Consider the following 13,012-nt stretch of genomic DNA (forward strand, 5'->3'; position numbering starts at 1 on the left):
GGCCGCTCAGTTGGCCCAGGACCCCGCGGTGTAGAGGAACGCCAGGACCACGGCGACCGGTGCGCTCACCCATACGTACGCGCTGCCGATCCAGGCGCGCCGTTCCGCGGCGCGGGCCAGCACGAGGTAGAGCGGGAAGCAGATCAGGAAGCCGCGATCGGCCCCCTGCTGGGTGTTGACGAAGACCATGCCGGCCAGCACCAGCCCGCAATAGCAGGCCTGCGCCCAGGATCGCTGCCACAGCAGCACGACCACCAGCACCGCCGCGGCGACCGTGCACGCCAGCTCCAGCTGGTACGACCAGGCGTACGCGCCCGCGCCGTCCCGGTACTCGAACGCTCCGCGCCAGCTCGACTCGAGCGCCGTCCACGGCCAGTCGGTCTGCAGGCCCCAGCCCTTCTGATTCGCCTGCTGCCAGGCGGTCCAGCTGCCCGTCGAGGCCTCGAGGTACAGCTCGTACATCAAGGGTCCGGCGATCGCCAAGGCCGAGTAGGCCAGGGCCCGCAGCCTCTTGCCGACCGGGTTCGCGAAGGCGAGGAGCATCAGGGCCGGAATCAGGGCGAGCCCGTCGATCCGGGTGAGGCCGGCCAGAGCCGCCAGCACTGCGGCGTACGGCCAGTTCCCGCGTTCGGCGAGGTACCACGCACCCACGGCGAAGGCCAGGAACAACGGCTCGCTGTAGCCGACACCCAGGAAGGCGGCCGCGGGGGCCGCGCACAGGAACAGGGCCGCGCGCGTGCTGCCGGCCATCCGGTTCAGCAGCACCGCGGTGAAGCAGTCGGCGACGAGCGAGATGAGCAGCGCCGCGTCGATCCAGTTGCGCAGGATCAGGTGCACGGCCGCGAGCAGCAGCGGAAACCCGGGCAGGAAGGCGGCGTTGTTCGGCGTCGAGGCGGCGGAGAACAGCCCGTGCTGCGCGTAGTTGACGTAGAGGTTCGCGTCCCACTGCTGGTAGCCGCGGGTCAGCGGGAGATGACTGCCGTTCGAGCCCTCGATCCAGGCGGAGCAGTACGTGATGACGGCGAGGGCCACGTGCGCGCCGAGCACCACGCCTATCGCGCCCCAGTCCCGGCGGTCGAGCCGGGTGAGCCTCTTCGGCGCGCGCCGACGGACCGGGGGCTCAACCGCCTCGTCGAGCTCCGCCGCCTCGACGGGCTCAACCGTGACCGGCATGGCCGGTGTCGCAAGGGTGCGGTCGAGCATTGCGGATCTCCCCCCAGGTCTGCCGCGCGTCGGCGAAGCACAGTGTAGGGATCGGGCGCCCGCGGAACCGAATTCGACCGACTTCACGGCGCGGCGCCGCCCCCGACCGATCGGTGAAATCTCCAACACCGGGCGAGGGCGGAACGAGGGATCCGCGAGGTCTTCAGTACATGTCGACGCAGTCGTAGCTGTAGCCGGGGCTGAGGTACTCGGTGCCGCTGGAACCGCTGATCGCGGTGATGACCAGCGTGTTCGTGCCGGTGACGAAGGCACTGGCCGGCACGTTGTAGGTGTAGAGCGCGTTGTTGCCGCGATAGGTGCCGATGGTCAGGCTGCGCGAGCTGGGCTGGGTCGAGGCCGCCGGCGCGGACGAGGTCCAGCTGTTCACGGAGATCTGCGGACGGCCGCCGGCGTACGCGGCGGTGAGCCCGATCCGGATGGTGCGCGCGGCGATCTGGCTCGAGCTGAGGGTGAACTTGACGGTGGTCGGGTTGTTCACGCCTTTCCACTGGTACGCCGGGAAGTCGCTGGTCTGGCTGCTGCCGACGGTGTAGGTGACCGGGCCCCAGCTCGCGTCGCGCGTGTCGGAGGGGTGCATCAGCGACAGGTTGGCGAAGTTCTTGAAGCCGGTGGGCGCGCCGTCCCAGGTGCCGATCTGGAAGACGGGCGACGCCGGCGTGGACCAGCCGTTGTCCATGTTCTGGCCGGTCGTGGTGGCGCCGGCGGTGACCGTGACGCTGCGCGTGGCCACGGCCAGTTCGCCTTGGTACAGCGTCTGCGTGTAAGTTCCAGGCTTCATCGCGGGGCTGGAGAAGTTTCCGGTCGAGGGGTCCGTGGTCGCCCAGTACTGCGCGGTCGAGTTCGCCCAGCCGACCATCGCGGTCGCCACGGTGACACCGATCGCCTTGCCGACCACGTATCCGCGGCCCGAACTGCTCACCGTGCCCTGGAAGCCGAAGTTGTACATGAAGCTCAGGTCGGGCGCCGAGGGGGTCGAGCCGTTGGTGACCATGACGGCGTAGGGGCCGTAGAGGACGTTCAGGCGCTGCGCCTCGGTGTCGTTGTGGCCGGACCACAGGTAGTTGTAGACCTGGATCGAGTCCGAGGTGCCCTGCTGCTCGATGTCCCGGAAGAACGGCCCGCCGCTGCTGGACTCACGATTGCCGAAGTCCATGAACACCCCGACACCGCTGCCGGTGACGCCGCGGATGGTCAGGTCCTTGGCCTGGCGGTTGCCGTAGTACTTCGACCGGGTCTGGCTGCCGACCAGGTAAATGTCGGTGGACTCGATCGCCGTGCCGCCCTTGGTGTCGGAGTACACCGACATGTTCGGCAGCACACTGCGATTCAGCGACTGGATCCAGCGCACTTCGCCGGCGCTGCCGACGTAGGTGGCCATGTAGACGTTGTTCACGCCGCTCTGCACGACCATGTAGTGGTGCAGGGTCCCCGAGCCGTACCAGTTGGTGACCGACTCGGTGACCACGATGTAGTTCCCGGTCTGGTAGGCGCTGATGCTCGCGCCGCTGCCGAGGCCGGACTCGACGTTCGAGGGGCGGCTCGGCGAGGTCAGCTCGACGCCGTTGTACGCGAACGAGGTCATGTCGCCGTTCGACTGGCTGATCTTGAACGTCAGCCCGGCGCCGGTGCTCACCGTGTAGTAGCCGCCGCTGCTGGTGTACCCGAACGCGGTCGCCGCCTCGGCCCGGTCGGGGACGAGCAGCTGCTCGGCGCCGGCCGCGCCGAGGCCGAGCACGAGCGCCCCCGCGCCCGCGCGGCTGAGGAACTGACGGCGGCTCGGAGGGGACTGCGGATCCGTCATGTGGGTGACTCCGTTGTCGTGGGTGAGGGTTGTGGGTGTGCGTGTGGGGCGCACGGGTGAGGGTGGCGGCGGCGAGGAGCTCAGGCGCTCAGGCGGTGAAGCCGTTCATGATGGCGGTGGGCTCGAAGGTGCTGGAGTTCCACGCGCCCATGGTGTAGTCGGTGAACTGGGTGTAGACCTCGGGCTCCCAGTACAGGAGGCCCTGTCCGCCGTTGGCCCGCAGCGCCGTTACATAGGCCTCGAGCGCCGACTCGGTGCTGGAGACCTTGCCTACCTGGCCGCCGAACTCCACCTGCATGTACGGCTTGCCGTACGCGTTCGAGATCGACGCCATGTTCGCGACGATCCCGGCCGCGACGCTGGCGCTGCCGTAGGAGGAGAACCCGTTCATGTCCCACTTGCCGCCGTTGCCGCTGAAACCGCTGAAGAAGGTCGTCAGGGAGCTGTAATTCTGCGGCTGGGCCAGGTGGATCATCACGAGCGCGCTGGGGAAGACCTCTTTGACCATGTCGTGCGCCGTGTTGAGCAGGCCGGTCATCTGCGCCGGCTTGGACACGCTGCCGACGGGATGGCAGATGCCGCCGTTGATCTCGTTGCCGATCTGCACCCAGGTGGGGGTGACGCCGTAGTACTTGATCACGTTCATCGTGTGGAAGACGTAGTTGGACATGGCCGTGAGCATCTGGCTGTAGGTCATGCTCGCCCACGCGGCCGGCGGGTTCTGCACGCCCACCGAGTTCCAGGTGTCGCCGAAGTGGTAGTCGATGTCGACCGCCAGGCCCGCGGCCTTGGCCCGCACGGCCATCGCCGCGGTCTCGTCGATGCTGCAGTGCCCGTTGACCGGGTCGCTGGACGGGTTGACCCAGGTGCGCAGCCGCACGGCGTTCAGGCCGTACCCCTTGAGGATGGTCAGGATGTCCTCGCGCACTCCGCTGGAGTTCAGCCAGTAGTAGCCGGCCGCCTCCATCTGCGGAACCCAGCTGACGTCCGCGCCGGTGTAGAAGGTGGCTGCGGAGGCGGGCGGCGCCACCCCGAACTGTCCCAGCGCCAGCGCGCCCGCCCCGACGGCGGTCGTCTGCAACAGATTCCGCCTGGTGATCAACCGTTCGCTCATCATGGCTCCTTTGCCGTGAACGCTCCCAAACAAAATAAGGAGCGCGAGGGCCATCGACAACAGCATGCTGAACAAGTCGCCGGACGTTCAATCGGTCCATGTCAGGGCAGGGCTGTCACCTGCATGGATCCTGGTGCTGGGCCTCAGATCCGGGCCTGCGGAGCTGAAGCTTTCATCGCGCCGAAGTTCACGTGAACCGGGAGCGATCACACGGGAACCGGGGAATCAGCCCACAGTCACCGCTGTCGAAGCGGCCCCGGATCCGCAGGAGACGGAGATGGTCACCGTGCCGACGCGGTGGGCGATAAGCCTGCCGGTGACGGGGTCGATGGAGGCGATCCGGCTGTCGCTGGACGACCACACGTGGGAAGCGGGATCGGCGATGGGCATCACTCCGCCTCCCACTTCAGTGCCGGTTGCGGTGAGTGTGGTGACGGAGCCCACTGCCACGGTCGTCGCGGGCGCGGCGATGGCGATCCCGGTGAGTACGGGCTCTACCGCGAACTCGAGCGTGCCGCTTGCGTCGATCCGGATGAGGCCGAAGTGGACGAAGCCGCCCTCGTCAGCCGTGGCGACGCTCGTACCGCCGAGGTCTGCGAAGGTGAACTGAGGGATCCCGCCGTGCGCCGCGTCGACGTTCTCGCCCGTCGGGTCGAGGATCTGCTCGCTGAAGCCCGTCGCGTCTCCGGCGAGCATGATGACGTGCTTCTCCGGATGAGCCTGCTGATACTTCTGCAGCAGGCGCACGTACATCTGCGCCTCCCACCGGTCGGTGAACTCGTTCTTGCCGTTGGCGGTCGGGTCGTAAGCGGGGAGCTGGGTTGCGACGAGCACGTCCTTCGTCGTGGCAGCGGTCAGCTGCTGCACCAGCCACGCATACTGCGATTCCGCCGGAGCCTGATACGCGTCGGACGCCAGGATGCCCCCGTGCGCGCTGTCGGTGACGATGATCGTCGCCGCGCCCTCGGTGTACGCGTAGTGGGTGGCGCCGAAAACCTGGGCGTAGTCGCCGGTCTCAGGATTCTTGCCCGCCGTGATCTCGCCGCCGCCCACGGCGTTGCGACCCGGGATATTCAGTCCGCTGATCGCTCTTTGGGCGACCTGAAGGTCGGCGGTGGTGCCGTCGCCCGACATGTCGCCGAGGAACTGGGCTGCGTCGGGCGTGGCCTGCGGGCTGAGGCCGGGTAGCGCGGTCGCGACGGACTGCACGGCTTCAGCGGCCGTCGAGGTCGGCGCTGATGCGACGAGGTCAGCGTCGCCGCCCACGAGCAGCGTGCTTCCGTGCTTGGCGAAGTCCGCGGAGTCTTCTCGGTAGCTGAGCCATCCCGGGTTTTCCGGGATCGCTTGATAGGCCGGGGTTGTCAGCGGCCGCGGCGAGTAGAGCGCCTGCAGACCACTGACTTCGAGCGAGCCGGTCGTGGTGGTGCTCGGGCTTATGGCCAGGAAGTCGATGAAGGAGATACTCAGCGGGTACTGCAGGCCCGCAGGCAGCTGCGCGACGACGAACTGCCAGCCGTTCCATGTCACCGTGGTCGGGTAAAGCGTGGTCCGCGCGCCGCCGGCACCGATGTAGGACTCTGCGAGTTCGATCCCGGTTCCGTCGCCCTTGATCCACATGCCGATGCCGTCCGGCGAGCGGCCGCTGTCAGTGGTCGTGCGCAGCGTCGTCCGCGGAGAGAGAACCAACTGCTTGACTCCAGAGCCGGCCGGCATCGTGTAGCTGAGCGCGAGCGAGCCGGTTGCGGTGGAGTCGGGCGGCACATCGCCAGGGGCGGCGATGAGCGTCGCCGTCTTTCCGGTGGTGTTGTTCGACAGCGCCCACGCTGTGGTGCTCGACATCGGGTCGATGAGCTCTGCGACGCTGCCGACGGCTACTGATGCGGTGGCTGTGGCGCTGTCGACGGTGGCGGTCACCGTGGCCATGCCGCCGCCGGACGTGGCTGCGGTGAACAGTCCGTGCGCATCGACGCTGCCGAGGGACGACGGACTCACCGTCCAGGTCGCCGCGTCGGCGGGCACTTGCACACTGCCGCGGCGACCGGTCGCCGTGCCGCTGAGTGAGAACTGTTGCGCAGCACCGGAACCGAGATCAGGCGTGTCCGGCGAGATGGCGAGAGAGGCGAGCTTGGAGACGACTTTGAGCTGCTGCACGCTCCGCGCGGAGCCGTTCGTGGCGATGATGATTCCGGAGCCGCTTCGCTTCGGCGTGAGCACGCCGTTCGACCAGCTCGCCAGCGACGGCGGCTCGATCCGGACGGCCGTGCTCCCGGCGGCCGGATTGCCGAGCGCGTCGGTCGCGTATACCGGCACTGCAAGGGAACCGCCCGCGACCGTGGTCACGGGCGCGGCGCCGTTGATCACGGTTCTGGCAGCCGGCGCCGCCTTCGCCTCGGTGGAGTAGAAGAAGAGTCCGTCGGCGACCGGCCGCTCGGTGTTGCCCGGCAGATCAGAGGGCGTGTTCAGTACGGACACCTTGGAGGCGCCCGGTTCGCGTGCCACCTCGGTGGTGGAGCCGCCGCCGTCGAAGAGTTCTGCGGTGTACGCGCCGTGCGCCACCATGTACGCCGCGGCCTCGGCCGGCGTCACGCCGATCGCGGTGTCCTCGGCGCCGTGCCCGTCGATGGCGACGGCGAAAACCTGAGTGCCGTCCTGACTGATGCCGATCGCCGTCTCCGGATTCAACCCGCTCGGCGGTGTTCCGGTCGGATCGTTGTAGACCTGACCGTCCTTCACCAGCATCGTCACGCCGCTCAGCAGTTGCGTGAGGTCACCGTCGGGGGAAAGCTGCGTGGTCAGCTTCACGACGTCGCCCACGTGCGTGGTGTCCGCGAGCCAGCTGCCGCCCGCGCCGGCTGCCAGGAGGCCGAGCTCGCCCTGTGGGAGCCGGGCCAGCGACGTGACGCCGGTCTGCACGCTCTCGACCGTGAGCGATCCATCCGATCCTGCCCGGCCGGTCACCAGCGTGGCCGCGGCCAGACCGCTTGCGGCGCCGAGGTCCGGCGTCACCTCGCTGATACGGCCGGCGGCCACATCGCTCTCGGTGTTGACGGAGCTCAGCGCGTAGGTGTCGGCGCCATCGGTGACGCTCCCGGAGAAGTTCTCCGGCCCCATGACGATGGTGCCGTCGGGCTTCACACCGAGCTGGGCGTTGAAACCCGGCTGCGGCGACTTGAGCATCGTGCCGTCGCTGATCACGCCGCCGATCGGCTGGCCGGTAGCGTTGATGTCGAAGTACCCGCCGTTGACGCCGGCGACGGCGCCGGTGCGGTCGGCCATCGACGAGGTCCTCTCGTCGGCCGGGTCGAGGACCGAGTCATCCGCCGCCACGACACCGGCGCGCACGTTCGGGTCGGCCAGGTCGGCTGACAGAACCCGGATATGCTCGCGGCCGGCGACCGTGTCGTACGTCTCGGCGTACGCTTCGACGCCCCTGGTGATCTCCGAGGCCTGAGTTCTGTCGTAGTCGACCACCTGCGGCCAGCCGGCCGGTGTCGACGGCAGCCAGGAGCTCGCGCCCGCAGCGCCGGACGCCGCCTGGGCGGCGTTACCGCCCGTCGTGAGCGTGGCCAGCAGCAAGAGGGCGGCCGCGCGGGCCGTCGCCGAGCGGGGCAGGGTTCGCATGGCGAAAACATACCAATCATCGCCCGGATTGGTTGCTTTCTTACAAGCAGATTTTCGGTGAATCCGCGCCAGCCGCGCGGCGTTCCCGGTCCTGGCGTATGTGCGCCCGCTAGCATGGCCCCGGGCCGAAGCGGGGAGGACTAACGACATGTCAGAGGGCTCCGACGGAGCGGCAGACGCCGCCGCACCGCCACGGATCGGGTCGTTCGCCGTCCTGGGAACGCTCGGCACCGGGGCGATGGGGCGCGTCTTCCTCGGACACGACGCGTCCGTCGGGCTGGCGGCGGTGAAGGTCATCCGCCCGGAGCTGGCGGCCGACCCGACCTACCGCGAGCGCTTCGTCCGCGAGATCCGGGCCGCGCGCCGGGTCGACGGCGGCCACATCGCGCACGTCATCGCGGCCGACCCGCTCGCCTCGCCGCCCTGGCTGGCCACCGAGTACATCCCGGCGCCCACGCTGGACGAGCTCGTGGCCGCCTGCGGCCCGCTCTCCGAGGAACTGGTCCGCTGGATCGCCGCGGGCTGCATACGTGCCCTGATGGACGTGCACCGCGCGGGGCTGGTTCACCGGGACGTGAAGCCCGGCAACATCCTGGTGACCGAATCCGGGCCCGTACTCGTCGACTTCGGGCTCGCCTACGCCTCCGACACCGGGCACCTGACCCGCAGCGGAACTCACCCGGGCACCCCGGCGTTCATGGCGCCGGAACAGCTCAACCAGCGCGAGGAGCTGACCTCGGCCGTCGACGTGTACGCGCTCGGCGCGACGCTGGTGTTCGCGGCGTCCGGGCACCTGCCGTTCACCGGCCCGGGGGTCGAGGCCACCATCTTCCGGATGCTCACCTCGGCGCCCGATCTCGACGGCGTGCCCGAGGCGATCGCGCCGTCCCTCGCCGCCTGCCTCGCCCGCTCCCCCGAAGCCCGGCCCGCCTGCGCGGACCTGCTGGCCGTGCTCGCCGCAGACCTCGGAGACACCGCCGACACGCCGTTGCCGGAGGCGGGGCGCGCCCTCGTCGACCAGCGCGTGGCCGACGCGAGCCGCCTGCTGGAGGAGGCGGAGGAGCAGTCCGCGCAACAGATACCGGCTCCGCCCGAGCCGCGGCGCCGCGGCAGCCGGACGTGGATGGCGGTGGCGGCGGTGTCGACCGCGGTCCTCGGCGTCGCGGCCGGCGTGGTCTACGGCGTGATCAGCGAATGGCCGAACTCATCGGTGCCGGCCAAGGCGGCCGGCGCCAGCAGCACCGCCGCCGGCGTGGATCTCAGCGGCCAGGCCCTGCCGCCCGCGGACCACAACGGCCAGGGAGGTCCCCCGCCGCCCCCGCCCTACGACGGCCAGGCGCCGCCGTTCCCGGCGACGCTCTCGATCCAGCCCGCGAAGGGCGGCCCCAAGACGGTCTTCACGGTGCGCGGCACCGGCTGGCCGCCCGGACGACTGGTGTGGATCACCCTGGAGGGCCCGTCGGCCACGCCGTTCAGCGTGTACGCCGCGGCCGACGGAACCCTGCGGACGACGGTGGATCCGGCCGTCCAGGAAGATCGCGCGAGCGGCGCCACGCCGGGCAGCTACTTCGTCCAAGCCGAAGCAGGACCCGTACAGGCACTCGCCTCCTTCTCGATCTCCGCGGCCGGCTAGAACAGCCGCCGGCCCGGATGCCTACCGGTGCGCGTCACCGGTGGGCATCACCGGTGGCCGGAATGGCGCAGCCGGCGGCCGAACCGGTGTGCCCGCAGCCGGGCGTCGCCCTTCGCCCGCAGCACGCGGCCTCGCAGCAGCGAGCGGCGGTCTCCGGTGGTCCGGCCCTTCACCTCCAGCATCCGGCCCTTCGCCTTGCGCACCAGCTGATGCATCGTCTCAGTCCTGGTCATGAGCTTCGACGCTCCTCTCGGCAACCGTTCTGACGGTGCTTTGGCCGCACTTCGAGTGCCCCCACCCCAGCCGATCATGCGTAGACCCGGAGCGAGCGGGTACTCGCAGGTCCCCTGAGACCGACGGCAAGGGCGACATCGGGAGGCGAGCGAATGCTTTCAGCACGCGAAGAACAGATCCTGAGCCTGATCGAGCAGCAGCTGGTGTTCGAGAGCCCCCGCTGGGCCCTGCGCTTCGACAAGCTGAAGAAGCGATCCCGCAAGAACAAGCGGGCCAAGGACGCCGAAGAAGCCTCCTGATCCGCTTCGCCACATATCTCAGGGACACATCCCCCGAGACAGCACATTGCCGGCCCGCGGACCGCGGGCCGGCAGCATGCGCTCTCGCCGTCTCGATCAGTCTCCGATCATCTCGCGCGGCTGATCTTGGTGCGGATGCAGCCAGCCGAACGGCTTATGGCTCTTGTGCCGCGCGTGCCGGCCGCGGTGCTTGGCAGCCTTGAGCTGTGCGCCGTGCCGCTCGCGCGGGGCCGGGTCCAGGCCGTGGGGATCGTTGACGCTGGACGGAATGAGGCTGCTGCCGTACAAAGGGTCCTCCTCCGGTCGAACGGGTCGAACGTACGAGGTGGTGCGCGTAACCGATCAATCCGCCGCCAAACCCCCGCTGTGGTTTACCTCACGCCGAGTCGAGCACACGGAAAGCGCAATTCCAGGCGCGGACGAAGGGAATCGGCGGGATGGCGCGCACGCGGCGGAGCGGACGCTCGAGAAGAACAACAAGCAGCAGACGGCGCGGATCGTCGCGCAACGGCTATGGCGCCCTGGTTCTGGCGGCGGCGCTCATCTTCGGCGGCTACGCGTATCTGCACGCGCATCACGGGAAGCTGCCCGACATCGGCGGCAAGTCCGGATCGAGTTCGAGCGCCGGGGCGACCGGCTCCGGCTCCGGCGGCGGGGGCACCGGCGGCGCGACGACGAAGGGGGCGTTCGTCTTCGCCACCGACACGACCAGCGAGCCGACGATCTACCACTTCATCGAGTCGGCGCACTCCAGCATCGACATGACCATGTACGAGCTCAGCGACACGACGGCCGTCAGCGACCTGATCTCCAAGCAGAAGGCCGGCGTGCACGTGCGGGTGATCCTCGACCAGGCCGAGAAATCGAAGAACCAGGCCGCGTACACGAAGCTGACCGGCGCGGGCATCGGGGTCGTGTGGTCCTCCACCACCTTCCAGTACACCCACCAGAAGACGCTGACGGTGGACGACCGGGAATCGCTGATCCTCACCGGCAATCTGACGTCGAACTACTACTCCGAGACGCGCGACTTCGGGTACTTCGACACCGACAAGAAGGACGTCGCCTCTGTGGTCGCGGTCTTCAACGCCGACTACGCGCACAAGTCGATCACCGCGTCGAACGCCGACGACCTGCTCTGGTCGCCCAACTCGGCTCAGGACCGGATCCTGTCGGTGATCGCGGGCGCGCACAAGACCATTGACATAGAGGCTGAGGAGTTCAACGCCACGGCCGTGGTCAACGCGCTCGTGGCCAAGGCGAAGGCGGGCGTGGCCGTCCGGGTCGTGGTCGAATCCCCGTCGCAGTACAAGTCGTCGATATCCAAGCTCGAGGCGGCCGGCGGCAAGGTGGTCGGCTACTCTTCGTCGAAGGGCTTGTATATCCATGCGAAGATAGTTCTGGCCGACGCCGGCCAGTCCGACCAGGCCGTCGAGCTCGGCTCGATGAACCTCACCACCAATTCGCTCGACCGCAACCGCGAGCTCGGCATCATCCTGCACGACGCGCCCGACATCACCATGATCGAGCACCAGCTGTCCGCGGACTTCTCGGGCGGCACCCAGGTGTAAACATCCTCCCTCCGGGTACTCGCGGGCGCGGGAGGCTGGGATGCGAAGGGGCGAGTCCGTAGAAGCGGCCGAGGCGAAGGCGAAGCCTCGGCCGAAGAAGAAGACGCCGGCACGACCGCCGGCGAAGCGCGCGCTGAACCTGGACAAGGTCAAGGCCGCCACCAGGTCGGCCGGGAAGGCGCGACCGGCCAAGGAGGCTGAGGAGCCTGAGAAGCCGAGGGAACGTCGCGTCGCGCTGCACTGGCAGTCGCGCGGCCAGCGGGCGGCCAAGGCGATGCTGCAGAGCCTCGCGCTGCTGCTGCTGGTGCTCAGCGTCCTCGAGCTGCTGCGGATCACGCTCGTGCCCACCCCGGGCTCGGTGGCCTTCAGCCATCCGAACCTGCACCCCTTCGCCTCGGTGCACCTCTACCTGAACGAGGGCACGGTGCAGGAGCAGGTCTTCCAGATCGGCGGCAACGTCGCCCTCGGGTTCCTGCTCGGCTTCCTGCTCCCGCAGATCACCCCGCAACTGCGGGGCCTGATCCGGGTCGAGGCGTTCACCGCGCTGTTCGTCGTCGGGATCCAGCTGGTCCAGTACTACTGCATCCCCGGCACGCCGTTGACCATCGACGTGCTGATTCTGACCGCGATCGGCGCCGCGGCCGGCTACATCCCGCTCGGCCGGATGTTCGGCATGCGCCTGCACCCGAACCACCTGCACTGGTGGCAGCGCAAGCTCAAGACCTCGGTGGCCCGGCGGCGTGGCAAGATGGCGGCATGACCGAGCCGGTGACGCCCACCGCGCCACGCCCGATCCGTCGCACGCTGCTGTCCCAGTCCTGGCTGGATCTCGCCTTCTTGCACTGGGCCGTGCCGCCGGAGGCGGTCGCGCCGCTGCTGCCGACCGGCGCCGAGCCCGACGTGCTCGGCGAGGTGAGCTACGTCGGCCTGATCGCGTTCCGGATGCACCGGATCGGCTGGGCCGGCCTGCCCGGGCTGCCGTACGTGGGCACGTTCCCGGAGACGAACGTGCGGCTGTACTCGGTGGACGCCCAGGGGCGCCGCGGCGTGGTGTTCCGCTCGCTCGAAGCCTCCCGCCTGCTCCCGGTGCTCACCGCGCGGATCGGCTTCCAACTGCCCTATACGTGGGCGAAGATGTCCATCCGCCGCCACGGCGAGACGATCCACTACACCAGCCGCCGCCGCTGGCCCGAGCCGCGCGGCGCGCGGAGCCGGATCTCGATCCGGATCGGCGAGCCGATCGAGGAGCCCAGCGAGCTCGAACACTTCCTCACGGCGCGCTGGGGCCTGCACAACACCCGCCGCGGCAGGCCGGTCTACCAGCCGAACGAGCACCCGCGCTGGCCGCTGCACCGGGCCGAACTGCTGCGCTGCGAGGACGAACTGGTCGCCGCGGCGGGATTGCCGCAGATCGCCGGCCCGCCGGCGAGCGTCCTGTACTCCCCCGGCGTGCCGGTCCGCTTCGGGCCTGGCATCTCATCCCCTTGACGGCGTGACCTGCGGCGGCGCGTTCGC

11 protein-coding genes are annotated in these 13,012 nt (G+C 69.2%); 5 read left to right on the plus strand and 6 right to left on the minus strand.

The features are described from left to right. Positions 1–6: 6 nt before the first annotated feature. The 4 genes from ACTRO_RS09410 to ACTRO_RS09425 form a co-directional block, all read right to left on the minus strand. A complete protein-coding gene (locus ACTRO_RS09410; RefSeq protein WP_051450563.1) occupies positions 7–1,203 on the minus strand; it encodes a mannosyltransferase family protein in 1,197 nt (398 codons plus the stop codon). 163 nt (positions 1,204–1,366) lie between these two features. Further along, positions 1,367–3,025 (minus strand): rhamnogalacturonan lyase B N-terminal domain-containing protein, encoded by a 1,659-nt coding sequence (locus ACTRO_RS09415; protein ID WP_051450564.1) that lies wholly within the window; start codon positions 3,023–3,025, stop codon positions 1,367–1,369. An 88-nt stretch (positions 3,026–3,113) separates the two neighbouring features. Then, a complete protein-coding gene (locus ACTRO_RS09420) occupies positions 3,114–4,139 on the minus strand; it encodes a glycosyl hydrolase 53 family protein (protein WP_211244170.1) in 1,026 nt (341 codons plus the stop codon). A 225-nt stretch (positions 4,140–4,364) separates the two neighbouring features. After that, the gene (locus ACTRO_RS09425; protein ID WP_034262799.1) at positions 4,365–7,760 is read right to left on the minus strand and encodes a phosphodiester glycosidase family protein; all 3,396 of its coding nucleotides are present in this window, start codon (positions 7,758–7,760) and stop codon (positions 4,365–4,367) included. 148 nt (positions 7,761–7,908) lie between these two features. Here ACTRO_RS09425 and ACTRO_RS43090 point away from each other — a divergent pair, with 148 nt between their 5' ends. After that, entirely contained in the window at positions 7,909–9,393 is a 1,485-nt protein-coding gene (locus tag ACTRO_RS43090) for a serine/threonine-protein kinase (protein WP_051450565.1), read from the plus strand. A gap of 47 nt (positions 9,394–9,440) precedes the next feature. Here the strand turns inward: ACTRO_RS43090 and ACTRO_RS47085 are convergent, their stop codons facing one another. Beyond that, a complete protein-coding gene (locus ACTRO_RS47085) occupies positions 9,441–9,626 on the minus strand; it encodes a CsbD family protein (RefSeq protein WP_157436014.1) in 186 nt (61 codons plus the stop codon). Between the two features lie 153 nt (positions 9,627–9,779). Between ACTRO_RS47085 and ACTRO_RS47090 the strand changes: the two genes are divergently transcribed. Next, a complete protein-coding gene (locus tag ACTRO_RS47090) occupies positions 9,780–9,926 on the plus strand; it encodes a DUF3040 domain-containing protein (RefSeq protein WP_157436016.1) in 147 nt (48 codons plus the stop codon). Between the two features lie 96 nt (positions 9,927–10,022). Here ACTRO_RS47090 and ACTRO_RS09435 read toward each other — a convergent pair whose 3' ends face one another. Next, complete coding sequence (locus tag ACTRO_RS09435; RefSeq protein WP_034262800.1) at positions 10,023–10,214, minus strand: hypothetical protein; 192 nt, start codon at positions 10,212–10,214, stop codon at positions 10,023–10,025. Between the two features lie 149 nt (positions 10,215–10,363). On the opposite strand from ACTRO_RS09435, the gene ACTRO_RS09440 reads away from it, so the two are divergent. From ACTRO_RS09440 to ACTRO_RS09450, 3 genes are read left to right on the plus strand one after another with little or no spacing between them, the layout of a single operon-like run. Beyond that, positions 10,364–11,497, plus strand: coding sequence for a phospholipase D-like domain-containing protein (locus ACTRO_RS09440; RefSeq protein ID WP_084316118.1), 1,134 nt, complete (start codon positions 10,364–10,366; stop codon positions 11,495–11,497). 40 nt (positions 11,498–11,537) lie between these two features. Further along, a complete protein-coding gene (locus ACTRO_RS43095) occupies positions 11,538–12,257 on the plus strand; it encodes a VanZ family protein (protein ID WP_051450566.1) in 720 nt (239 codons plus the stop codon). Beyond that, on the plus strand, positions 12,254–12,985 hold the full coding sequence (locus ACTRO_RS09450) for a YqjF family protein (RefSeq protein WP_034262802.1): 732 nt from the start codon (positions 12,254–12,256) through the stop codon (positions 12,983–12,985). Before ACTRO_RS43095 ends, ACTRO_RS09450 begins: the two co-directional genes overlap by 4 nt. Positions 12,986–13,012: the final 27 nt, after the last annotated feature.

Origin of the sequence: Actinospica robiniae DSM 44927 (genome assembly GCF_000504285.1) — a bacterium.
GTDB classification, from domain to species: Bacteria; Actinomycetota; Actinomycetes; order Streptomycetales; family Catenulisporaceae; genus Actinospica; species Actinospica robiniae.